At 60.8% G+C, this 26,086-nt stretch carries 22 protein-coding genes and 3 tRNA genes; 7 read left to right on the top strand and 18 right to left on the bottom strand.

Annotation, left to right across the window (positions count from 1 at the left end):
* Nucleotides 1-63 precede the first annotated feature (63 nt).
* The 5 genes from CABTHER_RS01800 to CABTHER_RS01780 all read right to left on the bottom strand — a co-directional run bounded on the left by CABTHER_RS01800 (nt 64) and on the right by CABTHER_RS01780 (nt 4,435).
* On the bottom strand, nt 64-582 hold the full coding sequence (locus tag CABTHER_RS01800) for a tetratricopeptide repeat protein (RefSeq protein ID WP_014098862.1): 519 nt from the start codon (nt 580-582) through the stop codon (nt 64-66).
* Between the two features lie 62 nt (nt 583-644).
* Complete coding sequence (locus CABTHER_RS01795; RefSeq protein ID WP_014098861.1) at nt 645-1,214, bottom strand: AAA family ATPase; 570 nt, start codon at nt 1,212-1,214, stop codon at nt 645-647.
* Nucleotides 1,215-1,273: 59 nt separating this feature from the next.
* Nucleotides 1,274-2,137, bottom strand: a complete 864-nt coding sequence (locus CABTHER_RS01790) for a Cof-type HAD-IIB family hydrolase (protein ID WP_014098860.1) — start codon at nt 2,135-2,137, stop codon at nt 1,274-1,276.
* Entirely contained in the window at nt 2,134-2,856 is a 723-nt protein-coding gene (locus CABTHER_RS01785; RefSeq protein WP_187288398.1) for an HAD-IA family hydrolase, read from the bottom strand. Before CABTHER_RS01785 ends, CABTHER_RS01790 begins: the two co-directional genes overlap by 4 nt.
* Nucleotides 2,849-4,435, bottom strand: a complete 1,587-nt coding sequence (locus CABTHER_RS01780; protein WP_014098858.1) for a trypsin-like peptidase domain-containing protein — start codon at nt 4,433-4,435, stop codon at nt 2,849-2,851. Before CABTHER_RS01780 ends, CABTHER_RS01785 begins: the two co-directional genes overlap by 8 nt.
* 210 nt (nt 4,436-4,645) lie before the next feature.
* Here CABTHER_RS01780 and CABTHER_RS01775 point away from each other — a divergent pair, with 210 nt between their 5' ends.
* Together CABTHER_RS01775 and CABTHER_RS01770 are read left to right on the top strand one after the other, a co-directional pair.
* On the top strand, nt 4,646-5,245 hold the full coding sequence (locus CABTHER_RS01775) for a shikimate kinase (RefSeq protein ID WP_014098857.1): 600 nt from the start codon (nt 4,646-4,648) through the stop codon (nt 5,243-5,245).
* A gap of 45 nt (nt 5,246-5,290) precedes the next feature.
* Nucleotides 5,291-5,367 (top strand) — tRNA-Met (locus CABTHER_RS01770).
* Between the two features lie 70 nt (nt 5,368-5,437).
* Here the strand turns inward: CABTHER_RS01770 and CABTHER_RS01765 are convergent.
* The 5 genes from CABTHER_RS01765 to CABTHER_RS17660 form a co-directional block, all read right to left on the bottom strand.
* Complete coding sequence (locus CABTHER_RS01765) at nt 5,438-7,390, bottom strand: tetratricopeptide repeat protein (protein ID WP_148263897.1); 1,953 nt, start codon at nt 7,388-7,390, stop codon at nt 5,438-5,440.
* A complete protein-coding gene (locus CABTHER_RS01760; protein ID WP_148263896.1) occupies nt 7,387-9,339 on the bottom strand; it encodes a tetratricopeptide repeat protein in 1,953 nt (650 codons plus the stop codon). The genes CABTHER_RS01765 and CABTHER_RS01760 overlap by 4 nt, the downstream gene beginning before the upstream one ends.
* Nucleotides 9,336-9,854, bottom strand: a complete 519-nt coding sequence (locus tag CABTHER_RS01755) for a hypothetical protein (protein ID WP_014098854.1) — start codon at nt 9,852-9,854, stop codon at nt 9,336-9,338. The genes CABTHER_RS01760 and CABTHER_RS01755 overlap by 4 nt, the downstream gene beginning before the upstream one ends.
* 56 nt (nt 9,855-9,910) lie before the next feature.
* Nucleotides 9,911-11,254, bottom strand: a complete 1,344-nt coding sequence (miaB, locus tag CABTHER_RS01750; RefSeq protein WP_049787444.1) for a tRNA (N6-isopentenyl adenosine(37)-C2)-methylthiotransferase MiaB — start codon at nt 11,252-11,254, stop codon at nt 9,911-9,913.
* A 64-nt stretch (nt 11,255-11,318) separates the two neighbouring features.
* Entirely contained in the window at nt 11,319-11,444 is a 126-nt protein-coding gene (locus tag CABTHER_RS17660; RefSeq protein WP_256444027.1) for a hypothetical protein, read from the bottom strand.
* Nucleotides 11,445-11,461: 17 nt separating this feature from the next.
* Here CABTHER_RS17660 and CABTHER_RS15275 point away from each other — a divergent pair, with 17 nt between their 5' ends.
* The 3 genes from CABTHER_RS15275 (at nt 11,462) to CABTHER_RS01735 (ending at nt 14,424) form a co-directional block, all read left to right on the top strand.
* Nucleotides 11,462-13,186 carry a S41 family peptidase gene (locus tag CABTHER_RS15275; RefSeq protein WP_187288397.1) on the top strand — a complete coding sequence of 575 codons (1,725 nt, stop codon included), beginning with the start codon at nt 11,462-11,464 and terminating at the stop codon, nt 13,184-13,186.
* 78 nt (nt 13,187-13,264) lie between these two features.
* Complete coding sequence (gene ruvB, locus CABTHER_RS01740) at nt 13,265-14,299, top strand: Holliday junction branch migration DNA helicase RuvB (protein ID WP_014098851.1); 1,035 nt, start codon at nt 13,265-13,267, stop codon at nt 14,297-14,299.
* 50 nt (nt 14,300-14,349) lie between these two features.
* Nucleotides 14,350-14,424 (top strand) — tRNA-Asn (locus CABTHER_RS01735).
* Between the two features lie 353 nt (nt 14,425-14,777).
* Here CABTHER_RS01735 and CABTHER_RS17340 read toward each other — a convergent pair.
* From CABTHER_RS17340 to recG, 5 genes are all read right to left on the bottom strand, one after another.
* The gene (locus tag CABTHER_RS17340; RefSeq protein ID WP_371821099.1) at nt 14,778-14,837 is read right to left on the bottom strand and encodes a hypothetical protein; all 60 of its coding nucleotides are present in this window, start codon (nt 14,835-14,837) and stop codon (nt 14,778-14,780) included.
* A gap of 185 nt (nt 14,838-15,022) precedes the next feature.
* A complete protein-coding gene (locus CABTHER_RS01725; protein WP_335334121.1) occupies nt 15,023-15,286 on the bottom strand; it encodes a DUF433 domain-containing protein in 264 nt (87 codons plus the stop codon).
* 283 nt (nt 15,287-15,569) lie between these two features.
* A complete protein-coding gene (locus CABTHER_RS01720; protein WP_014098848.1) occupies nt 15,570-16,763 on the bottom strand; it encodes an NAD(P)/FAD-dependent oxidoreductase in 1,194 nt (397 codons plus the stop codon).
* A gap of 70 nt (nt 16,764-16,833) precedes the next feature.
* Entirely contained in the window at nt 16,834-17,724 is an 891-nt protein-coding gene (gene dapF, locus CABTHER_RS01715; RefSeq protein WP_014098847.1) for a diaminopimelate epimerase, read from the bottom strand.
* A 60-nt stretch (nt 17,725-17,784) separates the two neighbouring features.
* The gene (gene recG / locus CABTHER_RS01710) at nt 17,785-19,962 is read right to left on the bottom strand and encodes an ATP-dependent DNA helicase RecG (RefSeq protein ID WP_014098846.1); all 2,178 of its coding nucleotides are present in this window, start codon (nt 19,960-19,962) and stop codon (nt 17,785-17,787) included.
* Between the two features lie 124 nt (nt 19,963-20,086).
* On the opposite strand from recG, the gene CABTHER_RS01705 reads away from it, so the two are divergent.
* On the top strand, nt 20,087-22,147 hold the full coding sequence (locus tag CABTHER_RS01705) for an ATP-dependent DNA helicase (protein WP_014098845.1): 2,061 nt from the start codon (nt 20,087-20,089) through the stop codon (nt 22,145-22,147).
* A gap of 29 nt (nt 22,148-22,176) precedes the next feature.
* Here CABTHER_RS01705 and CABTHER_RS01700 read toward each other — a convergent pair whose 3' ends face one another.
* The 3 genes from CABTHER_RS01700 to CABTHER_RS01690 form a co-directional block, all read right to left on the bottom strand.
* On the bottom strand, nt 22,177-22,953 hold the full coding sequence (locus CABTHER_RS01700) for an ATP-binding protein (RefSeq protein WP_014098844.1): 777 nt from the start codon (nt 22,951-22,953) through the stop codon (nt 22,177-22,179).
* Nucleotides 22,954-23,094: 141 nt separating this feature from the next.
* Nucleotides 23,095-23,976, bottom strand: coding sequence for an NAD(+)/NADH kinase (locus CABTHER_RS01695; RefSeq protein ID WP_014098843.1), 882 nt, complete (start codon nt 23,974-23,976; stop codon nt 23,095-23,097).
* A 66-nt stretch (nt 23,977-24,042) separates the two neighbouring features.
* Nucleotides 24,043-25,656, bottom strand: a complete 1,614-nt coding sequence (locus tag CABTHER_RS01690) for an ATP-binding response regulator (protein ID WP_081464632.1) — start codon at nt 25,654-25,656, stop codon at nt 24,043-24,045.
* 222 nt (nt 25,657-25,878) lie between these two features.
* Here CABTHER_RS01690 and CABTHER_RS01685 point away from each other — a divergent pair.
* Nucleotides 25,879-25,955: transfer RNA gene (locus CABTHER_RS01685), tRNA-Met, on the top strand.
* Nucleotides 25,956-26,086: the final 131 nt, after the last annotated feature.

Here is a 26,086-nt window from a genome sequence, read left to right as displayed (position 1 = left end):
ATATCCAAGTGCTGGACAAGCGGCAACGCGCCGCCCAAATCTCCGGTGCCCCGGTCTCAGGCCCTAGTCCGGGATAGGCCGCCCCATACTCTGGTAGATGAGTTCGATCTCTTTTTTCTTTTCCAGCGCCTCTTTGTTGTCGGGGTCCAGAGCCAGCACCTGCCGGTACATCCGCAGCGCCGCCGGATAGTAAATGCGCGGCCCGGCTTGTCCAAGATCGCGCAGGGCATTTCCATATTCGACCTTAGCCGCGACAAGCTGGCGCTTGAGGGCGGCGTTCTGTGGCGCTGCATCATAGTCCTTCTGGCACTTGCGAACCTTTTCAACCAGAGCCAGGGTTTCCGGTTTGAGTAACTTGATGAAGTTTTCGTCCGTCACCGGATCGCCATACTTGGGCGCAGCATTCGGCACCGAAGCTGGGGGCTGCCCGGCCGGTGGCGTCGGCGCCGGGGTGCCAGCTCCATAACCACCTGCCGCTGGCGCCGGTGCATTCGAGGATACCGGGCGCGGTGCATCGCCACAGGCCGCAGTCAGCAGCCCAGCCGCAAGCAACAGCATTGGCACACACTTCACGGTTTTCATACCTTGGTTTCTCCGCTCGTTGAATCAGACCAGCTCACGCTATCACAGACCGGCACCAGCGCCTACCAGCCCTTGGCATCCCCCAGTGTAACGTTTCTCTCTGCGGCTTCCCCGACAGTGAGTGGTTGACGGACAACCACCACAGACGACACGGCCTCCGGGGTTTCCAGGGTGATGACGGAGGAAAAACCCTCCGCGCCCAGGGCTGGACGCGCCTGGCGCAACGCCGCGTGCTGTTGCGCCACGACTTCCGGTGGCACCTGGCGGTGCGGACGCGCCGCGTTGCCGGCCAGGCAGATTTCAAGCGGCAGGTCAAAGACGATCAACACCACTTCGACGCCCTGGGCCAGGGCAAATTCCCGCAGCCGCATTCGTGTGAACGGATACGCATGGGTGGCGTCCACGACAGTCAGTTTCCCCCGCGCCAATCGGCGGGCAGCAATAAAATACAAGGCGTCGAAGGCATCTCCCGTCGCCGACTGATCCCGTTCGTCGTCCGCCACCAGCGACCTGAACACATCCGAGGAAAGCACCTCGGTTGGCGCAAACCACCGCCGGGCAAAGGTCGTCTTTCCTGAACCCGACGCGCCGGCCAGCGCGATGAGTGTCCGTGGTGGGATGTGAATGCGCATACGGTACAAACCGTGTCGGGACAATGGCCCCGTGGCTACTCTGGGAAACCTCTGCCCATTCATTCACTGGGCAGCGACGTGGGCTGTCCGAAGATGTAGGTTTCGATGACCTGTGCCACACCGTCTTCGGTGTTGGGTGCCGTCAGCTCAAATCCCATGGCTTTGAGTTCCGGTTCGGCATTGCCCATGAGAATCCCCCGCCCGGCATAGCGCAGCATGTCGAGGTCGTTGTAGTTGTCTCCGACAGCAAGAATCTCTTCGCGTGCAATGCCGAGCTGGGAAGCGACATAGGCAATGCCGGTGGCTTTTGAGCAGGACGGATGCATAAGGTCGAGAATTGTCATGTCGTTGTGCGGATAGGTCGTCACCAACAGCCGGGCTTCCGTCGCCATGTCGCGTTCCAGCACTTGCGCGAGGGACTGCATTGCGGCACAGGGACCGCAAAACATCACCTGGGTGACGGGTTCCTGCACAAACACCCGCAGGTCGTCCACCTGATGGACATACTGGCGGTTGATTTCCAGGTAGTAGCGCAGCGCAGTGTTTCGCTCCGAAACACCATCGGTCAGGATACGCCCGTCGCCTTCCGGGTCATCCAAGGCAATGGTGTCAGCACCAAAGGCTTTGCCGATCGCCAGGAGTTCGCGCGCGACGGTCACATCAAGCGGCTGGTAGTGGTGAACGGCTGCCGTCTCGATGTCTTTGACGAGCGCGCCATTGTGTGTCACGAGTGGCGTGGTGAGACCGGCATCGCGGGCGATGGGGCGGGCCGAGTGAAAGCGGCGCCCGGTTGCAATGACCACAGCCACTGCGTATTCCTGAATGGCGCGTTCCATGGCCCGGCGCGTCCGTGGGGTCAGCTTGCTGTCCGGGCCAAGCAGCGTGCCGTCCAGGTCCACGGCCAGCAGACGGTAACGGGTCATGGTAACGTCCTCCTCCCGACGGCAATCGGCTGCAACAACCCGGTGAGGCGGGTCAGGTCGTCAATGAGTATATCGGCTTCAGTCAGTTCGGACGAGGCACGAAAGCCATAAGTGACACCACAGGTAAGCGTCCCGGCGGCGCGTCCGGCACGAATATCGTTTGGGCTGTCACCAATCATGACAGCTTCCGCCGGGTTGATATACCCACAGGCCGCGAGTCCGGCCTGAACCGGCGCTGGATGTGGCTTGCGTTCCGGCAGCGTATCGCCACCGATGACCGCTACGAAATGCGTCCGCAGCCCCAGTCCCTGCAGGATCGTTTCTGAGAAGCCGGCCGGCTTGTTCGTGACCACGGCCTTGGGCAACGCCGCAAAGTATTCGAGAACCGGGCCGACCTGTGGGTAGGCGCGGGTCGTCGCCAGCAGGTGCCGGGCGTAGTGTGTTTTGAAGCGTTCCAGGGCCGCGCTGACAAAGGCGTCCGAAAGCACCGGCCCGGCACCGGCGGCAGCTAGCCCGCGCTCGATGAGCCGGCGCGCTCCATCGCCAACCAGGTGCGTCGTCACTTCGACGCCAAGGGGCGGCAATCCCAGGTCGCACAGCGTGAGATCGAGTGCCGTAGCCAAGTCACGGCGGGAGTCCACCAGGGTGCCATCGAGATCGAAAAGCAGGGCGCGCACCCGGTAGCGGGGTGTCGGCTGGACTCGTGATGCTTCAACCAAGTGGCTTCCCCGTTTCGCGCAGAAGTTTGAAAGCGGCTCGAATCGGTACGGCCAGATTGTTGCCGGGAACCTGCCCGCCGCCTTCATCCACCGTGACTTGGGCATTGATGCCAATGACCTTGCCGGTGCTGTTGAAAATCGGGCTGCCGGAGCCACCTTCCTGCGTGGCGGCATCGTGCACGATGCGTCCTGCAACCAGCCGGGTCACGTGTCCCTGGGTGACGAGAGGGACGAGTTCACCGCGTTGGGCCAGCAGGATGGCCTTTTCAGATACCCTGAAGCGCCGTTCGAGATCGCGTTTGAGCTGCCCATCCGTGAGTTGGGCCACGAGCACATCAACGCCATTGGGAAACCCCATCAGCAGGATGGCCTGGCCGGTGATGTCGGGCAGGGGCTTCGTTTCATCTTCCTCAAAGCCCTCGATGGGCAGGATGGGTATCCTGGCATCACCTGGATTGAAGGTGCACAGGGCGACATCGCTTTCCTGTGAAAAGCCGACTGGTTTGAGGGCAAAGGGTGTCTTGTGCTCGGGAAAGTAAGCTTGAATTTCCTTGATGTAAGGCTTTCCACCAAGTTGGGTGATGAGTTTGTCGGTAGGATCAGTCCACCACGGCTGGGCAATGTGCCGGTTGGTGAGGATAACGCCTTCCGCGACGACAAATCCCGTGCCGCTGAACTCCTCGAAAAATTCGTTGCCGGTGCCTTCAAAGCTCACGTTGAGTTTGCCATCGGCAGAAAGTGCCCGGCTGTCATCGAAGCTGTGGTCAATGTAGCGCAGGGGACGCTGCTGGGCATCCCGGTAGGTATAGGTTCCGACGATGAGGCAGACCCCACCTCGGTAGCTGGCTGCGATCTTGGGTGCAAAGTTGATGGCTTCCTCGTAGTCCTTCAGGCGGTTTTTGAGCTTTTCGTTCTCCTCCATCAGCACGTCAATCTGGATGCCTGAATCGCGGTTTTTGCTCCGCAGGTCTTCCGTCAGCTTGGCGTAGTTCCATAGGAAAACGAAAACGATCACCGTTGCCGACATCACCGACAGCGGAATCAACACGGTCAGCAACAGTGCCACGGCCCGTACCCAGGCTGGCATCTCCGCGTAGAGGGCAAAAACCAGTTCCTTGAGAAAGCGCGTCGCGGTTCGCGGATGGAGCTGCCCGCCAGCATCAACTTCAGGAAACTGAAGAACACCTGCGGCTGGTGGCACGTCCGACTGAGGTTTGGCTACGACTTTGAGCAGGACTTTCTCCGGCTCACAGCCGGCAGCGACCTGGCGTGGCTCAACAGCAACGACATCCCCATCGGTCAGCGCAATGGGCGTTCCATCCACCGGGGTGTGCAGTTCGTCATTGATGCGAAATGAATAATGGTCGGCGTCATGCACGAACAGCTCCAACCGCTGTGCCTGGCGCCGGATGGCAGCCACAGCCCCGGCGGTCTCCACCCCCGGCGCATCCAGGACGACATCACAGCCGTCCCCGACGCCAATCGTGACGGCTTCCTTATCCAGCACAAGGGAACGCCCCTTCCCTGCCCCAGTCAGGGAAACCACCAGCAGATTCGACGCCGTGTTACCGATTTTCATGGCTGTGCGACGGACAGGGGCCGCCAGGGAACCAGAAGTCAGGAAGCCTCAAACGGTGGGGTGGATTTTTTCATCAACCCGAGACAGTTGCGCCAACTCGCCCAAGCTGGCAGCCGCATTGGCTGCCAGTTCGACAAGTCCCCATGTTACTTTTGACCGGCCTGGACGACAAGGTTTTCCGCAACGGTATTTGGTCGAGATCGCAGCCGCATGGAGCGTACAAGGCGGGTGTCAGACGTAACCGGCATCATCTTTCTGGTTGGTTTCATGGGTTCGGGGAAGACGACCGTCGGGCAGCACCTGGCCGCCCGCCTCGGTGGACGTTTCATTGATCTGGACGAGCGGATTGCCCGGGCAGCCGGCCGCTCCATCCCGGAACTGTTCCAGACGGAGGGAGAAACCGGTTTTCGTCAGCGGGAGCATGCGGCGCTTGTTCAGGTGTGCGCCGAACTGCGTCAGGATGACCTGCCCTGGAATATCGTTGCCCTTGGGGGCGGGACGTTCACGCGGCCTGAAAACCGGAACCACATTCGCCAGACCGGATGCAGTGTCTGGCTCGACGTTCCGTTTGACATCCTGGCCACGCGCGTGGTGCCGGATGGCCGCCGCCCTCTGTGGACCTCTGTGGATGAAGCCCGGTTGCGCTATGAACAGCGCCGGGCGGACTATGCCCAGGCTGACATCCGCGTACCGGTAGGAACCGCGCCGCCGGAACAGGTCGCAGAGGATGTCCTTCAGGCGCTGTCTGCTTTCCAGAGTGCAAGCACCTCAAAAAGCTTGACAACGCAACCGGGAAACAGCTACGAATAGCGACTGCCTTGGTTGGCCTTCTGACACAACCAGGCAACGACTTGCCGCGGGGTGGAGCAGTCCGGTAGCTCGTTGGGCTCATAACCCAAAGGTCACGGGTTCAAATCCCGTCCCCGCATCCATTCCAAGCCCTGCCGCCGTGCAGGGCTTTCGTCTTTTCAAGACGGCTGCCGACCGGGTGGGCAATGGAGGTCAGGGCTGTGAGGCGGCCTGCTGCCTGGCTTTCTCCAGCCACGCCCTGATAAAAGGTTTGTCAGGTGCAAGCTCGGCAGCAAGGCGCAGTTCGCGTTCGGCAGCCTTGGCATCGCCAGTTTCGAGCAGCAGGATACCGAGCTGTGCATGGGGGACGGGTGCCAACGGCAACAACCGTACCAGACGACGATAGACCTCTATGGCGGCATCCCGCTCACCAATTGTCACCAGGGTTTCCCCAACGACGAAGAGCGGCTGAGGCCCTTCCGGTGCATAGCGCAATGCGGTTTGGGCTTCTGACAAAGCCGCCTCCCGTTCTCCGAGTGCCGCCAGAACGCGCGCATACAGGGCGTGGATCAGCCCCCATTCACCAGAGGGAAGCACCAGATACGGTGGCTCCCTGACAAGCATGCGCTCCAGACGCGCCCGTGCTTGCTCGAAAGCCTTGTCCTCAATGTCGAGGACTGTCAGCAGAATGTTGGCTGAAATGAGACGGGGTTCGACTCGCAGCGCGTGTTCGTAAAAAACCCGTGCCTGCTGTGGCTGACGGCGAACCAGGGTTTCTCCAAGATTGACGTAACCGATGGGATGCTGTGGATCGGTTTCAATGAAGCGGCTGAACAGCGTGTAGTTGTCGCGCCAGTCAAGATTGCGCTGCGCCGTGCGATACACGTAGCTTCCCACCAGGCTGGCCACAAGCAGAAGGAGACACAGCCGCGTGACTTCAGCCCGCAGATGCCAGTGCCGGGATGCCCCCATCCGGGCTTTGAGCCGGGCTTCCAGCCAGAGGGCATGGCTCCAAACCAGCCACACAGCATAACCAAGGGCAATGGCATAGCCAACTGACGGGACATACAGCCAGCGTTCCCCAACCAGCGTGCCCAGCGGAATTGGCACATTGCTCACAACAGACAAGGTGATGAACCAGAACCCAATGGCAAAGGCCACGAGAGGGACCCGTCGCCAGGTGAGCCACAGGGCGGCCACCAATCCGGCGTGGAGCAGCAGTCCCAGCAACTTCCATTCGTTCCAGTCGGGAATGACCGGGATATTCGTGCCGTCGTACTGCGGACGCAGCGGGTAGCCGACCAGCAGCAGGCGGTACCAGATCAACCCAACCTCCAGCATGATGATGGCTCGCTGCCAAAGCGTGTAACCAGCCAGCGTTACCACTCCAACTCCTGGCATCTGGGCAGTGCCTTCACCAGCCAGGGAACGCAACCAGAAGTACGGGATGAGGGCCGCAGCCAGCACCCAGAAAGAGGCTGTCACCTTCCACAAAGAGCGCAGGCGTGCGGTCAGCGCACCGCGGAGAAAACAGCGCCGCCGCGCAACCAGGACTTCGGCCAACCACAGGGCTGCCGGCAACGTCACCATGTTTTCCTTGGAGAGCAACGCCGCGAGATAAGCCACGGCTGCTGCGCCGCGCCAGACCCAAACCTTGATCCGGTGACGTTTTGCCCGCCGCGCCGCCACCCACGCCCACCACATCAGCCCGCCAAACAACATCCCTAACAGTTCGCTGCGCCCGACGACATTGGCCACGGCCTCGGTGTGAACCGGGTGTACGGCAAACACCAGCGCCGCCACGCCGGCAATGCCCGGTGCGACGCGGTAACAGCGGAGCAGGCCAAACAGCAGCGCGACATTGGCCGCATGGAGCAGCACGTTGATCAGGTGATACCCCAGGGGTGCCAGCCCCCAGAGGGCGTACTCCACCGTGAAGGTGATGATGGTGAGGGGACGATAGTTACCGCCGCCACCGGATTTATGGCTCCAGTACCCCTTGGTGAACAGCCACGGTATCTGCCGCCAGTCGGTAATGTAGGGATTGGTCTGGACGATGCTGATGTCATCATAGGCAAAGCCGTTGGCCAGCGTGTTGGCGTACACCAGCAGGGCCAGCGCAACCACAGCGATACCCATCTGGCGTGGTGAAAGCGATGTCTTCACGGTGATGTGTTCAAGACCGAATGCTTTGGTGATGATCGGGTCGTCGAAGGGAGCTTTTCCTGAGCGCGTCGTTGACGGACAAATTCCAGCCTTGCCCGCAGAGCTTCACTATCAGGTACTAGCTGCAACCCCTCCAGCAACACAGCTTCGGCTTCGGCGTAGCGTTCCAGCTCGATCAGCACCGTGGCGAAGTTACTGTAAGCCCGCCCGTGATCGCGGTCGTGAAGGGTGAGTTGACGAAAACCCGCCAGCGCCACATCGATCTGCCCGGCCTGCAAAAAGACCTGACTGGTTTCAAACAGCACCTTCAACGAGGTTGGTGACTGGCGCGAAGCAATCCGGGCATGCTCGAGCGCCAGGGGAAGGTCTCCGGTCAAAGCAAGGGCTTTGGCATACAGGGCGTGCCACTCCGCCCATTCCCCGGCTGGCGTCGGCAGGTTGGGCGGCTCCTGCGCCAACAACTGTGCCAAACGGTCACGGGCTACGGTAGCCTTGCCTTCCCGCAAATCAAGCTCAGCCAGACTGCCCTGCGGCGACAGAAAGACCGGGTCCAGTTCAAGGGCCGCTTCCAGAAGCTGGCGTGCGCGCACCGGATCGATCGTCATAAGTTCGTGGCCAAGTATCATGTAGCCCGAAGGGTTGTTCGGCGCCGTAGCCACCAGGCTTTCAAAAATCGTGACGCTGTTTCGCCAGTCAGGGTTTCGCCACACGGTGACAACACTGTAGAACACGAGCAGGCTGGTCATACCAACCAGCGTCCCCAGCCGCAGGGCACCGCCAGCGCGAACACCCCACAACGCCGCTATGGACACCAACAGTACGGCGGCAACGGAAGGAAGATACAGCCACCGCTCGGCAAGCAGTGCTCCAATTGGCAACACGACATTGCTCGTGACAGACAAAGTGATAAACCAGAACACAACGGCAAACGTCACAAGGGGGGCGCGGCGGCGATATGCCAGCGCCAGACCAAGCAGGCTGGCCGTGATGGCAAATCCCACAATGACGCGCCACTGAAGGTTTGGGGTCAGGTCAAACTCCCGAATGCTGTAAAATGCCTGTAAGGGATAACCAATCAACACAAGGCGATACCAGGTCACACCGACCCCGGCCATGATGATGCACCGCTCCCACAGGCTTCGCCCGGTCAGCGGCACATGGCCTATTTCAACCTGCTGCTCAACCCCTTCACCGGCCAGCGTCCGCAGCCAGAAATACGGTATCAGTACAACCAGAAAGACGATAAACGGCCAGGCTGCTTGCCGAACACCCACGCGACGGAACCTTCCGGCAAGCCACTCACCGGCGAATAGTGCCGCCGGCAGCACGATCATGTTTTCCTTGGAAAACACTGCGGCCAGATAGGCCACGGCAGACACCACCCGCCAACCCCATCCTTTGAGGCCCCCCTCACGCCCCTGCAACCAGGCCCACCACATCAGCCCGCCGAAAAACATGCCCAGCAACTCGGCCCGCCCGACGATATTCGCCACGGCTTCGGTGTGGACGGGGTGCACGGCAAACAGCGCGGCCGCCAGGCTGGCCAAGCCAGCGGCAACCCGGTAGCGCCTCAACAGGTAAAACAACCAGGCGACATTGGCGGCATGCAGCAGGATGTTGACCAGGTGATACCCGGCCGGACGTTCCCCCCACAACTGGTACTCCACAGCAAACGTGCTGACGGTGAGAGGGCGATAGTTGCCGCCGCCGCCAGTGACATGGCTCCAGTAGCCGCGCCGCCACAATGCCGACCAATCCATTCGGTGAACACTTGGATTGTTGACGATGATGGGAACATCGTCGTAGGCAAAAGCATTGCCCAGGGTGTTGAGATAGACCACCACCGCCAGACTGATGAGCAGGACCACAGTGCGCCGTGGTGATGGAGAGACCACTGACCGGTGCCAACGACTCCACCAGGAGAAAGTCTGGAAAGGTACGGCGGTCATGACTCCAACCGGTCGGCCAGTGGGCGCTGGCGTGTGGTCTGAACGAACGTCGGACGCACCGCGCCCGCCCCCAACGCCTCGATGGCTTGCCGGACCTCCTCCAGAAACTGCTGCCGGGTGCGCCGCCGCGCCCGTACCGGTACGGCTTGCAGATGCTGTTCGATAACCAGACACATCCGCTGCCAGGCCGTCTCAAAGGCGTCGGCCACCCGTGGAAGCTGTGAAATGTCGTACGGCACGGCAACAGAAGTCACGCCCAGCCTGGCAAATACAGCCAGGTAGCGGGCGGTGGCCAAATCCGGGCAGCCCAACCGCCGCCGCCCGACCTTCAGCTCGATACCGAGCAGGGTGTGCTGAATCTGGACGACCGGCGGCCGGCGACACGGTGTATGAAACAAATCGAAGCGTCGCGTGCGCTGGCTGAGCACCATCTGTTCATAGAGCTTTGGCAACGTGCCGTCGCCAAGCGCCCGGATGATGTCGGCCTGCCACTGCCAGCGTGCGTCCTCGGTCATCGTCCTGTCCTACGGCCTGCCAAGACACGCCTTCCCTGTTCGTCGCCCCGTGGGTGTCATGCCGCCGTGGCGACCGGGCGATTTTCCGGCAACGCGGCGCCTTCGGCATAGAGCAGGTGCGGTGTGGCGTGTGCGATGTTGACGGTGTAGAGACCGGGCCTGGGGGCAACTGTCCGGGGCACGAGAACGGTATGGTTCCCACGGGTGTGGCCCTGCATCAAATCCCCATCGTGGGCCGGGCCTTTGACGAGCACCTCGACCTGATGCCCCACCCATCGCCGGTAGTTGATGAGGCTCCAGTGCTTCTGGCGCTCGATGAGTCGCATCAGCCGCGCCACCTTGACCGCGTGCGGAATGTCATCGAAGTGCCTGGCGGCCGGCGTTCCCTCCCGTTCGGAGTAAACGAACATAAACGCCATGTCGAACTGCACCGCATCATAGAGGGTCAGGGTTTCTTCAAAATCGGCTTCCGTTTCGCCTGGAAAACCGCAGATGATGTCGGTCGAAAGCGTGGCTTCCGGCAACTGCGACCGGATTGCCGCAATGCGTTCGAGGTAATACTCGCGCGTGTACTCCCGCGCCATCCGGCGCAGGGTCCGGTTTGAGCCAGCCTGTACCGGCAGGTGAATGTACTGGCACACCGCAGGCGTCTCCGCAATGGCGGCAATGATGTCGTCCGTAAAGTTGATGGGATGGCTCGTGATGAAACGCACCCGTGGGATGCCAATCTGCCCGACCATCCGCAGCAACTCGGCAAAGGAAGGAAAGCCCGGCAGCAGCTTGCGGTGCGGCCCCAGCCCCGGCTCCAGCCCGTAGCTGTTGACATTCTGCCCCAGCAGGCTGACTTCCACCACGCCGGCATCCCGCAGGGCTTCGACTTCCCGCAGAATATCCGCTGCCGGCCGCGACACTTCCGGGCCGCGGGTGGTCGGGACGATACAGTAGGTACACTTGTGGTTGCAGCCGCGTGTGATGGCCACGTGAGCTGAAAGAGCGCCTTTTGGCGGCGGCGGCGCGTAATCACGCAGTTCATCCCGAAAGGCAAAGCTTTGAAACCTGCCCTGGCGAAGTGCAGGGATGAGATCGGTCAGGGCGCCGGGTCCGAGCATAATGTCCACGCCGAATTTGGCCCCCATTGCCTGTCCTTCGGGCAACTGAGCCAGACATCCCATCAGTGCCACCGTCACCGGTCGGCGCTTTTTCTCCTTGCGCAGTGCACCGAGCAGGGAGCGGGCTTTCTCGACCGGCTTGCCGCGTACGGCGCAGGTGTTGAGCAGCACCAGGTCAGCCTCGTGAATGTTGTCCACGAACGAGTAGCCCACCCCGGCCAACTGGGACTGAATGGCATGGGTGTCATACTCATTCATCTGACACCCAAGCGTGATGACGCAAGCTTGCATAAGACGAACGACCTACCCTTGGCAGCACGGATAAGGTTTGACTATAGCGCGTAGGGCAGGCTTTTCAATGACCGTTCGGGTCAGCAACTTCCAGCCAGGGCTTGACCCGTGGCGAGTAACGTCCAACAATGAGCGGCGGTTTGCCTGACGACTTGCCGCTGGCGCGCGGGTCGTGTCTTCTCAACTTCACCCACCCCAGATATGCCTATGAAGTCTGTTCCTCGCACCCCATCGCGGTTGGCTGCCGGTGTCATGAGTTTGGTTTGTGTCACGTGTCTCACCGGATTCCCGGTGCCCACCGGGGGAAGTGGACGCGGACTCGTCCAGGCTCAGGAAGTCGAGTTTGGACTTGGCCCCGAACCCGGCGATGTGTGGAAAGGCAAGGACGTGACCACGGCCTACGTCGAAGCCCTGACGCTGGCCGAGGAACACTATGCCGGGCCGATTGACCACGAGCGGCTCTGCGATGCAGCCGCCACCGGCATGCTGCGGACGCTCGACCCGCACTCCAACTTCTTCACCCGCGAAGAATTCAATGAGTTCCGCAGCCAGCAGCAGGCCAACTACTCTGGCATCGGCTCGCTCATCACGCAGCACGGCAACAAGGTCTATATCTGGTCGCCGATTGCCGACACGCCAGCCTACCGGGCGGGGCTGCGCTATGGAGATGAAATCATTGCCGTGGATGGCGAATCCACCGAAGGTTGGGATGTCTCCAAGGTACGCTCACGGCTCCGGGGGCTGCGCAGCACGGCCGTTACGGTTACGGTCAACCGCCCCGGCGAGCCATCACCGATCACGGTGCGCATCGTCCGCGACTCCGTAGGGCAACCTTCGGTATCGAACGTCTTCATGCTGACCCCGGAAGTCGGCTATCTGGCCTTCCGCCGTGGCTTCGCGCAGGCCAGTGGGGAGGAAGTCGCGGCTGCCGTCCGCCAACTCAAGGCACGGGGTGCCAAGGCTATTGTCTTTGACCAGCGCGACAACCCTGGCGGACTTGTGGACGCCGCCCGTGCCATTGCGGAGCTGTTTCTCGCCCGTGGTCAGAAAATCGTCAGCATTCGGGGAAGAACGCCGCGCGGCCTGACCTACGAAAATGCCCTGACTTCCAACAACCCCACTCCAGAGGACATTCCCCTGGTGGTACTCATCAACGGTGGCAGTGCCAGCGCCGCAGAAATCCTGGCTGGTGCGCTTCAGGATCACGACCGCGCACTGCTTGTTGGCGAGACCACCTTTGGCAAGGGCCTGGTCCAGACGCCCTACCGCCTGCCGGACGGGTACGGCCTTACCCTGACTTCGGCCAAGTATTACACCCCAACGGGCCGCCTCATCCAGCGGCGCTACGACAATGTTTCGCTCTACGACTATCAGCGCCGCCGCTCACGCACGGAAGTTACAGGCAAGGATGGGCTGACGAAATACCTCACTGACGGCAAGCGTACTGTTTACGGCGGTTTGGGCATCACGCCGGATGTCGAGGTCAAAGGCGAAACCTACACGCTTGCCCAGGGACAGCTCACGAGCCTGACCTTTTTGTTTGGCCGCCTGCTGGCGAACGGGCAGGTTGAAGGTTTTGCCCAGTACCGTGTGCCGCGTGACGTGGACTACAACCACACGCTCCAGGACAGCGACTACCCCATCACCGACCAGCTTCTGGCGGCCTTCAAAGCCTTTGCCCAGCCGCGTCTCCAAGAATTTGGCATCGCGCCAACGGCCCTTGTAGGCAATGACGCCTTTTTGCGGCAGCAACTCCGGCGCGAAATTCTGACCGCAGCCTACGGCTTCGACACGGCGCAGGAAGTCATTATCCGGGAGGAAGCGGTTGTCAAGCGTGCCATTGCCGAAGTCCCACAGTCACGGAGCCTGGCGGAGAATGCGCGCCGGCTGATGCCATCGCCCTTGCGCCCGACAAACAGCTTCAAGAACTAGCCGCCAGGCCAGCCGCCAGGGATGATGAGAGGACAGTGATGGACACGCCAAGTCATGTCGTCTGCTGACCGAACTTCCATGCGGCGCCTCGTTGCGGGTGAAACGGACGGTGAAGAACGAAACCTCGAGTCTTCACTGCGTCCGCGCCGGCTGCGCGACTACATTGGACAGAACCGCGCCACGGACAACCTGGCGGTCTTTCTGCAGGCAGCCCGCCAGCGGGGCGAGCCGCTTGATCACCTGCTGCTGTGCGGCCCACCGGGGCTGGGCAAAACGACTCTGGCGATGATCGTGGCCCATGAGATGGGGGTCGAAATCAAATCCACGGCCGGCCCCGTCATTGAAAAATCGGGCGACCTGGCGGCGCTGCTGACCAACCTTCAGGAAGGCGATGTGCTGTTTATTGACGAAATCCACCGCCTGTCGCCGGCCATCGAGGAAATTCTCTACCCGGCCATGGAGGATTTTCAGCTCGACATCGTCATTGGACAGGGACCGTCCGCGCGCTCCATCAAGCTGGATTTGCCACGCTTTACGCTCATCGGCGCGACCACCCGCGCCGGTCTCATTACAGCTCCGCTGCGGGGGCGTTTCGGCATCAACTTCCACCTCGATTTTTACACGCCGGAGCAGTTACAGCAGATTGTGCTGCGTTCGGCCCGGATTCTGGAGACGCCGATTGACGAAGCCGGCGCAGCGGAAATCGCCCGCCGGGCGCGTGGCACACCCCGGATTGCCAACCGCCTGCTGCGGCGGGTTCGGGACATTGCCGAAGTTATTTACGATGGGTGCATCACGGCGGATGTGGCGGCCGAGGCGCTGGACCGCCTGGAAGTGGACCGGTTTGGGCTGGACGAAGTTGACCGCAAGCTGCTGTTGACCATCATCGAGAAGTTTGATGGCGGCCCCGTCGGACTGGGGACAATTTCAGCCGCCATCAACGAAGAAAAGGATGCCATCGAGGAAATCTACGAGCCGTATCTGCTCCAGATTGGCTTTCTCAACCGGACGCCCCGCGGCCGGGTCGTTACGGGCGCGGCCTATGCCCACCTTGGCGTAGCACACCGTTTCCGCAGCGCAACCGCCCAGACCCCGCTCTTTGGCGAGGAATGAACAAAAGCATTGACAAGCCGCGATGAGGTCGCTACAAGACTGACTTCCGTTCCTCAGTAGCTCAATGGCAGAGCATTCGGCTGTTAACCGAAGGGTTGTAGGTTCGAGTCCTACCTGAGGAGCCACCTTTTTCAAGCCGCAGAATTCTGGCGGGCCGTACACTGTGCAAGACCCCCTTGGGAGCGCCCAACGGGGTCTTGCTGTTTTGGGTGAGTCCACGCCGCCTATACCCACCCGCCCCTTGCCCTGCGCTTTCGGCTGCCGTTTTTCGCTTTTCCTGCTTTTCCCGACGTCAGAACGGAAAACTGTGGAATTGGTCAAGTATCCCAAGGTTCGCAGCTATTGAACTTGACCATGGAGCTATTTGCCGACACGACGAATGCGCAATGTCCCTGGCGTGATGACCGTAAACGAATGTGAAAGTTCCGGCAGATGCTCCCTGACTGCCAAGCGACTACCTCCGCTTTGCGAACAGGTGTCAGCCGGCCAGACGAATCAGCACCACCCCGTGGATGTTAAGTCCCTGACGAAATACCATCTCACCGAAATCCTTGTCTGCGGTCAATAACAATGCTGTTTTCCTGATTCGCCAGGTTCAGGACAGCCTCATCGGGCATCCCTGGCCCAACTCGGCAATGTACAAAACCCGACGCCCCTCCTGCCGCAGGTGTTCGACAACGAGGCGGTCAACACTTTCGTCAGCCAAAAAGTTCATGCGGGCGTTCAGCCAAGGGGATATACCACATCGGCGCGCAGTGCATCTCTGGCAAATACCAACGCTGCCAAAACGGCTTCGCGAGTCAATTGCGGATGCGCCTCAAGAATCTGCCCTATGGTTTCACCCGCTGCCAGTTTCTCCAGGATGAGTTCGACGGTGATGCGTGTTCCTGTAATGACAGGCTTGCCCATCATGACCTTTGGATTTGTACAACCCACTGCCTCTGCATATTTTTCATCTCCACATTTGGCAATACTTGACTTGAGCAAGGGGCTATGCCTCCAGTGCAGACAAGTGCACCACATCTCCATAATCCCCGACATTCTTTGTCTCGAAAAGCGGGTTTGAATCCTTGCTCCGCTCTCTACTCAATCCGGTTTGCTTTTTCCATTTTGGCCTTTGAGATAGCCCCTTGTTGTCGGTTTTTCTGAATCCAACGGTGCCGGCTTCTGGAAACAGCGACTCACCGCCAACGGAAAGAGACTGGACGGTGCAAGCCCCGGCGCCGGGATACCGTGACGGGCGTTGGCCACTTTGTGCCGGAAAGGTGCTTCAGGCCGCCCGTGGATAATCCACCGTGTGCAGGGTCAGCTTCGGGGCGCGCCAGGCCGAAGGTGCCACGAAACTGCGCAGCACACGCCCCTTCAAGGTGACATAATCCACGTCACCGGCCAGCGCCTGCTGCATGATGCTGACGACACCGCCGTGCAGCGTCGAAAGCTGAAGCACCCGGTCAATGACGGACGCGCCCAGCATCGAGCCACGGTAAAACTTCGGCAGCCGACGTGAAGCCTCCGTCAGGTCAGCTTCAAACGCCTTCCGCCACCGCTGCTCATAACTCATAGCCTCCCCGGCAATGAGGGATTGCCCAAGCAACTCCGCCGAATGCAGCGCATAGAAAATACCCTCGCCCGTAATCGGGTCCACAAAGCCGGCCGCATCCCCCACGAGTGCCCAGCCATCGCCAACCACCCGATTCGTCTTCCATGACGCGCGCCGCAACATCGGGACCCGCGCCGCATACCGGACCCGTTCGCGCGGCAACTCGCCCTGCCGATGCCAGCGGACAAAGGCATCGAGTTCCTCCCAGAGCTTCGGCAGTGGATACTCGCCACACTGATTGATGATGCCGTAGGAAATGTGGTCAGGGCGCGGAAAAGCCCAGACGTAACCGGTAAAATGGCGTGGAAACGCCACCACCGCGCGCGGAACGCCGGCTGCCGGGACGTAATACCCACAGCACATGGCCTGGTCGGCGTCAGGCAGCCGCCGTCCGAGTACGCGCCGTACAAAGCTCGTACAACCATCCGCTCCCACAACAAAATCCGCCTTCCAGCAGTCGCGGCCGGATTCAACCTGCCACGTATGCACTTCCCGGCGCAGGTTTGTCACCCGCAGCGGAATGAAATCCGCCCCAGCTTCCGTGGCCCGCGCCAATAGAAGTCCATTCAGGTTCCGGCGCGAAAAAATCTGAAAAGGGGCATCGCCCAATGGAAAGGTCACACTCCGTCCGCCAGCCGAAATAATCTCAATTTCCTGAATGTCCTGACGCGGAAAACGGTCTGCCTGCCCGGTCAGAAAACCAAACTGGCGCAGTGCCTTGGCCGTCAGGCCGCCGCCGCAGGGTTTTTCCCACGGGCCGCCGTGGGCATCGTACAACCGCACCCGCGCACCAGCCTGCGCCAGGTTGTGAGCCAGCATCGAGCCGGCCGGCCCCGCACCAACAATGGCAACGTTGAACGTCATGGCTTCAAACGTACACTTTCTCACTTTTCTTCCAGTGTACCGAACAGCCTGCCGGACCTGCTAGGTTCGTTTACGCATCGGCTGACGCATCGAGATCAGGCAGCGCCCAGGCGACCTGTCCGATGTAATGTGCGCTTCCGGTCAGCGTGACTTCTCCACTGGACGCATCCCAGGCGACTTCGAGGCTGCCCTGTTCTGTCGCCACCGTCACCTGCCGCTCGACCAGGTGTTTCAGCATCGCCGCAACCGCCGCTGCACAGGCCCCGGTTCCCGAGGCAGCCGTGCGCCCGACGCCCCGTTCCCAGAAACGGGCTTCCAACGTGTGCCGGTCAAGCACCTGCACGAACTCGACATTCGTCCGGTTTGGAAAGGCCGGATGCCGTTCAAGCTGTGGACCCAGCAACTCAACCGGCGCGGTATCGAGGCTGGAAACCAACAACGTGCAGTGCGGATTGCCCATGGACAGAACCGTGGCCCGCACCGTCTCTTCCCCCACATCCAAAGCGACATCCACCAACGGCGGATGAAGTGCCGGCTCTGCCCGGAAAGGAATTCGCCCGGGGTCAAACACCGGCATTCCCATCTGAATGGCACAGCGGGTTTCAAGTCCTTCGGCAGCGAGAAAGCGGACAACGCGCACGCCAATATCGGTCATGACGCGCAACTCGCGCTTCTCCCAGTTTGTGACGCGCCGGATGCAAGCTGCAACGCAACGCAGTCCGTTACCGGACATTTCCGCCCGCGATCCGTCGGCATTCCAGAGCACCATGCGATAATCAGCATCATCCGAAGTCAGGGCTTCAATACCGATGACACCATCCGCGCCGATTCCCTGGTGTCGGTGACACAGCTTTGGCACAAAAACTTCCAGATGCTTCAAAAAAGTATCCGCGGCCGGCTGGCCAAGCGGGAAAACGAGAAAGTCGTTTCCCAGTCCGTGGAGTTTGTGCAGGATGAGCAAGTCGGTTTTCCTTCCTTTGATTTGGGTGCGTTATGGCGCATCAGAAATAAATGTGTAGCATCAGTGGACGCCGCCCATCGCCATGGGAAACATGCGTTGCGCCCGGGCCAGCCAGTGTTGGGTCTGGGGTGCATTGGGCTGCTCGCGCCAGACCCGCCAGGCAGCCTCACGGGCAAGTGTCAACCAGTCGGCATCGCGGATGAGATCACCCACCCGAAACACCGGCAAACCCGATTGACGCAAACCCAGCATTTCGCCGGGCCCGCGCCAGGCGAGGTCTTTTTCGGCAATGGCGAAACCATCCGGCGTCTGGGCAAAAAAGTTCAGCCGTTCCAGAGCTTCCGGCGAGATGCCATCCGGCGCCATCAGAACGCAGTACGATTTGGCCGCACCACGCCCGACCCGCCCCCGCAGTTGATGAAGCTGCGCCAGTCCAAACCGTTCCGGGTGTTCGATGACCATGACTGAGGCGTTCGGTACATCAATGCCGACTTCGACGACCGTCGTCGTGACGAGAACGTGAATTTCACCTGCGACAAACTTCTGCATCACGGCATCTTTTTCTTCGGACTTCATCCGCCCGTGAAGCAGTCCGACAACCAACGTCGGAAAGACCTCCTGTTGGAGCTGGGCAGCGGCGGCAGTGGCCGCCGCGACATCGAGTTTTTCCGATTCTTCGACCAGCGGATAGACAATATACGCCTGTCGTCCGGCAGCGCATTCCTGGCGGATGAAGTCATACACGCGGTCGCGCCGCTCGTTGGTGCGCACGGCCGTGACCACCGGTTTCCGTCCGGGCGGAAGTTCATCAATGACAGACACATCGAGGTCGCCATAGAGCGCCATGGCCAGGCTGCGCGGAATGGGCGTGGCGGTCATCACCAGTACATCCGGGGAGACACCCCGGGCCAGCAACTGTTCGCGCTGAAGCACGCCAAAGCGGTGCTGTTCGTCAATGATGACCAGTCCCAGGCGTGCAAATGCAGTGTCATTCTGGATCAGCGCCTGTGTGCCAATGACAATGTCCACTTCATGGTTGGCCAACGCCTGTCGGATGGCTTTCTTTTCGCTTGGCTTGAGGCGTCCGGTAAGGGCGGCAAGGCGGTAGGGTGTGCCTGAAAGCCAGCGCGTCATGGAACGCCAGTGTTGCTCAACCAGAATTTCAGTCGGCGCCATGAGCGCCACCTGCCAGCCGTTTTCCACGGCCACAATCATCGCCTGCAGGGCCACGACGGTTTTGCCCGACCCGACATCCCCCTGCAACAGCCGCGACATCGGACGTGTTCCGGTCAGGTCACTGACAATTTCCCGAATGACGCGCTTCTGGGCGTTGGTCAGACGAAAGGGCAGGGTTTGGCGTGCGCGTTCCCGGATAGCATCGGTCACACGCATCCCGGCCTTTTCTCCGGCCTGCTCGCGTTGGCGGCGACGATTGGCCAGCGCCAGGGTCAGCAGGAAAAATTCTTCAAGGGCCAGGCGGGCATGCGCCAGCGAACGACGCGCTTGGATCGACTCCAGATGCTCTGTCGCTTTCGGGAAATGCACTTCCCACAGGGCTGCCAGTTTGGTCGGCAGGGGCGGCAACTCCCTGCTGCCATGACGCAATTCATCCGGTAAGCCGTCATCCGGTACGTCATGCAAAGCCTGAAGCAGGCGAAAGATGAGCGACCGGAGCGCGCGGGTGCGAAAGGTTCCCAGCTTTCGGTAAACAGGCACGCACCGGCCGACGTGAATTGTTTCCGGTACGTCGTCGTCCGTTTCGTCGTTGAGCACTTCGTAGTCAGGGTTTTCCACCTGGTAGCACCGCGCCCGGCTTGAGAATTCCCATTCGCCGTAAAGCACCACCCGCCGGCCCGGCTGGAAAACCTGCCGCAGATAGGGTTGATTCCACCAGCAGGCGCGAATGCGCCCGGTGCTGTCCCACCCGATGACCTCGAACAGGGTGAGTTGCTTACCCTGTCTGGTCCGAATCGGGTAACTTGACGCCAAGCTGACTTCGACGAGAACCGAAGCGGATTGGCCCGGCCGCAGATCGCAGACTTGTGGCAGGTGCGAGCGGTCTTCGTAGCGAAACGGCAGGTACAGCAGCAGGTCTTCCACTGTGACTTCGGCCGGCGACACCTTGCCAATCGCGCTTCCCAGCTCGGCCGCCAGCTTTTCGGCCGTCGTGACGCCAATGCCACGCAGATAGGCTGGAAGTTCCAGCAGTGCCGTGGTCAACGACAGGTGAGCCGACATACAAACCTCCACAACCGGTTGTGGATTTTTTGACTGGTTTGATAGTATGTCACAAGATGTAGTAGCTCAAGCCGGCTGCCCACGTTCTTTCCACCCGACACATCTTTACGGAGCATAGACTGCCATGCTGCTCGACAAAAGTTCCTGTGACGCCCTGGTTTGCGCCCAGTCAATGGACAGGCTGCCGCTGGAAGCCGTGCTCGGTCCCGGCGGACTGTTGGCCACCACGCAGCCCGGCTTTGAGTTTCGCCCCGGCCAGTTGGAGATGGCGCGTGCCGTTCTGGATGCCCTGCAGCGTGGCGGACACCTGTGTGTTGAGGCCGGCACGGGCACCGGCAAGACGCTGGGCTATCTCGTCCCGGCCATCCTGTGCGATGAAGTGGTCATCGTCTCGACGGCGACGAAGAACCTTCAGGAGCAAATCCTGCATCACGACATCCCGCGCCTGGAACGGGCGCTGGGGCGTCAACTGCGGGTCGTACTGCTCAAGGGAAGAAACAACTACCTGTGCCTGTATCGGCTCGCGCGTTTCGAGGAACAAGGACGCCTGCCCGGACTCGACGAGGTGCACCACCTGGAGGTCATCCGCCAGTGGTCTCACACGACGCTCACCGGCGACCGCGCCGAGTTGTCCGGGTTGCCGGAACACCTGCCCATCTGGGCCGAACTTGATGCACGGACGGAACGTTGCCTGGGGCAGGGGTGTCCCCACTACGCCGAATGTTTCATCACCCGCGCCCGCCAACAGGCCCGCGAAGCCGACATTGTCATCGTCAACCACCATCTGTTTTTTGCCGACCTGGCCGCGCGGCGCAGCGATTACGGGGCCTTTCTGCCGGACTACACCCGGGTCATCTTTGACGAAGCCCACGAAATCGAGGATACCGCCGCCAGCTACTTCAGCCTTCAGATCAGCAACGAGCAGTTTGCCGAACTGCTGCGCGACATTGCGCAAACCTTCATCCCCGATGCCGAGCGGGCCCGTGCGGTGCGTCAGGCCTACCAGGCAGTTGTGGAGCGCGCCGCCCATTTCTGGACGTTCGCCCAGAAAGTCTGCCGCCCGGCATCCCAGGCAGGCAACAGAAACAGGGCCGGCAGCGGAAGTGATGCACGAGGAATGCTGCAAGCTTCGGATTTGGCCACAGAAGCTTCCGGCTACACGGCGCTGGCCGCGGCGCTCGATCAGCTCGCCGAAGCCCTCGGGCAGGCTGCCTACCAGAAGGTGGGTAACTTCGGGATCAATACGGACCCGGCCCTGCTGCGCCTGGAGTCGCGCGCGCGTCAGTTGTGCGAGCGGCTGCTCCGTATCGTTCAAGCCCAGGACGCCAACTACGTGTACTGGTGGGAACGCCCTTCACCCCGCCGGTTTTCCCTGCAAGCCACACCGATTGACATTGCGGCGCTGCTGCGCGAGCAACTGTTTCACCAGGTGGAAAGCGTCGTGCTGACGTCGGCCACACTGACGGCCGACGGCTCTTTTGCATTCATCCGCTCACGGCTTGGACTCGACGAAAGCGACGAACTGCTCATTGACTCGCCGTTTGACTACAAGCAGCAGGCCCGGCTTTATCTGCCGCCTGACCTGCCTGACCCGAATCACCCTGACTTCACCGAAGCCGCTGTGAACGAAATCATCGCCCTGCTTGACATCACCCAGGGACGCGCGTTTGTCCTGTGCACGAGCCTGCGGCACATGCGGCAGCTTTACGAGCGGGTCAGAGAAAAGGTGCCATTTCCCTGCCTGATACAGGGCGATCAACCCCGATCAAGCCTCATCAAAACGTTTCAGGCCGAACCCGGCGCGGTGCTCTTTGGCGCTGCCAGTTTTTGGCAGGGCGTGGATGTGGTGGGGCCAGCGCTCTCTTGTGTGATTGTGGATCGCCTGCCCTTCCCCGTTCCGTCCGACCCGCTGGTGGCCGCCCGGTGTCAGCACATCGAGAACCAGAGCGGGGAAAGCGGCGGGAATGCCTTTCAGTCCTACAGCCTCCCCCAGGCCATCCTGGCGCTGAAACAGGGGTTTGGACGCCTGATCCGCAGCCGTACCGACCGGGGCATTCTCTGCCTGCTCGACCCACGGATACGCACCAAACCCTATGGACCAGCGGTGTTGCGCAGCCTGCCTCCCGATCTTCCGCGAACCGGGAATCGGGATGACCTTCGGAAGTGGTTCTGCAACGTCCCCTAGCGGCAGGGCCTCGGCTTTTGTCCGGCAGGCTACGACTGCATCAACAGACGTTTGTTGAGGTAGGTCTGGCGGTAGTCTTCTCCAAACATCTGGATGGTTTTGCACATCTCGTACAGACGGGAGCGCAGACGGACGCCGATGCGCTCTTCAAGCGTTTCGTCGTAGCGGTCGCTTGGCTGGTCCAGGTAGTTGGAGGTGATGATCGTCGTTTTCTGCTCGTTGTAGCGCGTATTGAGAATGTGCGTGATGGTGTCGCGCACCCACTCCGTGGCCTTGCCGGCCCCCAGTTCATCCAGAATGAGCACGTCCACGTCATAGACCGGACGCAGCACCGATAATTCCGTCGTCTGGGTCAGCGGGTTGTAGGTTTCCTGGACAGCTTTGAGCAGGTCGCGGAAGTCGTAAAACAGGCACGGCACGCGCTTGAGGCGCATCAGGGCATTGGCCGTGGCCACGGCCAGATGCGTTTTGCCAACACCACAGGGACCGAGAAAAAGCAGACCCAGCCCACGTTCGACCGGGTAATCCTTGACATAGCGCCGGCAGGCAAGCACGGCCGTCACGAGTGACTTCTGGCGCTCGTCATCGGGATTGACCCGGAAGTTGTCAAAGCTGCTTTCGCGGTAGCGCGCCGGAATCCGCGCCCGCTCCAGAAGGCTTTCAGACCCGCCGCGACAGCGGAGACACCGGCGCGAGCGGCGCTTTATCGGGTCATACTCAAACCCGGTCCCCTGGCAGACCGGACAGAGGTCTGCCGCTGGGTCAATTGCTGACGATGAGCGGGGAAACCAATCAGGAAGCGACATCGTCGCAGCAGGCGGCGCCCCAACGAATCAACGGGCAGTGAATCAATGGGACGCAAAATCAAGGGTGAACCAGGCTTATTTGCTCCCGGTTAGTTTTCACGGGCGCCGGGAAAAATCAAGCCGGGTTTCAACGATGAACCGTTACCCGTTGCCCCACTTGAGTTTATCGCGCAGGAGCTGGAAGTAGTCCTTGCCTTCCGGCTCGATGAGCGTCAGCACCGAGGCGCTCTTGCGAATCACCACGCGGTCTTCCGGTTCGACGGCGCATCCGGTCTGCCCATCAAAGGTCAGGAAGACATCCTCGACGTTGAAGGGGCCGCGTTCGGTCGTCAGACGCAACTCGATTTCACTCGTATCCGGCACCACCAGCGGCCGGTTGGTCAGTGTGTGCGGACAGATCGGCGTCAGGACAATAGCCTGCATCGCCGGGTGAACAATCGGCCCCCCGGCCGACAGGGAATAGGCCGTCGAGCCGGTTGGGGTGGCGATGATGAGACCATCAGCGTGGAAAATGGAGACGAACTGCCCCCCGATCCGGCACTCAATCGGCACGAGCCGGGCCAGCATGCTCTTTGTGATGACACAGTCATTGACGGCCTGCGCCGTCAGGCGCGGCACACCCAGACGTTCAACTGTAGCTTCCAGCTTCATGCGGACATCCGTGCGGAAGGTGCCCGCAAAAACACGTTCCAGGGCCGTATAGACCGTCTCCGGGGTGTATTCGGTCAGGTAGCCCAGGTAGCCGTAGTTGACGCCCAGTACCGGAACATCCCGCGATCCCAGCAAGCGTGCGGCGTAAATCATCGTCCCATCCCCGCCGATGACAATGACCAGATTGGACTGCGCCGCCAACATTTCTGAAGGTACGACGGTGACAGTCGGTGGAAGCAGGTGCGCCGCCGACGGCTCGCCGATGACCCGGCACCCACGCGCGCCAAGCCACGCCGCCAGATTTGCCAGGTACGCTGTGATGTCCTTCAGATGCGGCTTGACCACCAAGCCGACGGTTTCCAATGAAGCCATGTCTTGCTCTTTATATCAGCCACGTGACGGCATCCCAGGAGCAAGTCACGCCTGAATGCAGGTCGGTCAGTTTGAGGGGGACGGCGTAGGTGCCGGGTTTTCAGCCGGGGTGGCGAGTATGTCGGACAGGTCGGTGACCGACTCTGGGGTCGCCGTCGAGTTCGATGGAGGCAGAGCGGCTTGTGTGGCGCTGGGTGGTACGAGAGGAAGTGTGATGGAGAAAGCCGTCCCGACTCCAACCTGACTGCGGACAGCCACGTTGCCTCCGTGTGCCGCCGCAATGCGTTTGACAATGGCTAGCCCCAGGCCCGTTCCAAGGTCCTTGTTGCGACTTGCGGCCTGGTAGTAAGGGTCAAAGACGTAAGGCAAATCCTCAGCCGGGATACCTTCGCCGGAATCCACGACACTGAAGACCACGTAAGGAACACCGGCATCCACCTGGGTGCCTTCCATCAGTCGCGCTTCAAGCCAGATTTGACCGCCATTGGGAGTGAACTTGACAGCATTGGACATCAGGTTCGACAGCGCCCGGTGCAGTTTGCTGGCATCGCCAATAATCGTCGGCAGGTGATCCTCACAACCGTAACTGAACTTGATGGACTTACGCCGGGTGGCCAGCTCGAATTCCTCGCCCACCTGCTCAATGATCTTCGCCACTTCGAGCCGTTCCAGCACCAGCGTCATCTTGCCGGCTTCGAGTTTTGAGAAATCCAGGAGTTCCGACACCAGGGAGATGAGCTTTGTGGCAATGGTGCGGGCACCCGTGACGAGAGGCAGGATGTCAGACTTCTTGGGGCGCGGCTCGTCCAACTGCTGCTCGATGAGTTCCATCGTGGAGATAATCGTCCCCAACGGCGACCGGATGTCGTGCACGATGGCATTGGTAAACTCTGCCCGCAGGCGCTCCAGTTCGCGCAGCTTTTCGTTGGCATCCCGCAGGGCCTGCGCCTGGGAGCGCACCTGAACGTAGCGCCCGGCCCGTTTCAGTGCGGCTGAGAGCTGTTCCAGGGCACGCCGTAAAATCCCGGTTTCCTCGCCATTCGAGGTGTTTTGCAGGGCGTCGATGGCCGCATTGAGCGAGGTCATCATTTCCTGCCACTTGGCCTGTTCGGCAAGGTCGGCCGCATCTGAAAAATTGGGCAGAGGTTGTTCACCTGTCGGACGGATGCAGTATTCAATGCCATCAGCTACCGCGGCTAGATTGGCAACCAGCCGCTGACGTTCGACCGCCCAGCGTTGTCGTTCCAGCATGCGGCGCAACTTGAGAATGAGTTCCTGGTGGCGGAACGGGACGGCCAAAACCTCGTCCACGCCAGCGTGCAGCGCCGAGGGCACGTCGTCATCGCGTGTTGCTGCCGGGCTGAGCAGGATGATGGGCAGGTTGCGGAGCGCGACTTGCCCCCGCACCCACCGGGCCAGCTCAAGACAGCCTGGCTGGCGCAAAGCGACATCCATAATGAGCGCATCGAAAGGCCCGGCCTCCAGCCGCTGTTGCGCGGCCTCTCCGGTATCCACCAGGTCAACTTCATAACCATTACTGGTCAGCAGCGCGCCGGCCATCGCACCGAGCAGATTGTCGTCTGATGCAATCAGAATTCGTTCGGGCATAGCATTGGAGGGCAGGCGCTTCACCCGGCGCCCAAGGACTTCCACCCCCGATGGAAGGGTTGCGAGTGTCATCCCTGAATGATCCACGCTAATGGGCGATACCTACGATGACTGCTTTTGACCTGTGTCCGTTCAGGACAAGCTAGAAACCGATTGCCTCCGATGTCAAGTCACCCTACAGCAGCCTCAGTGGAGCAGCCCGGACTTGCAATTCGTCGCGGCTTCGGCCAATTTTTGCCTCACCTTCACCTTGCGCCTGGTTATCGTCAACCAGCCAGGTTATAAAAATCTTGTGGCGGCGTAGCTCAGCTGGTTAGAGCGACGGATTCATAACCCGTAGGTCTCCGGTTCGATCCCGGACGCCGCTACCACTTCACCAGCCCTGCTGACCCGCCAGCCTACCGTCACGGTAGGCTTTCTCATTTTCCGGCCATATTTTCAGATAGCCTCCATCCAGACAGAGGTTGCAGGTTTGTACCTCACGCCCATCAGGCACCGGTTG

It is taken from the genome of Chloracidobacterium thermophilum B (genome assembly GCF_000226295.1).
GTDB classification, from domain to species: Bacteria; Acidobacteriota; Blastocatellia; order Chloracidobacteriales; family Chloracidobacteriaceae; genus Chloracidobacterium; species Chloracidobacterium thermophilum.
This window is presented reverse-complemented; position numbering and strand designations above follow the sequence as displayed.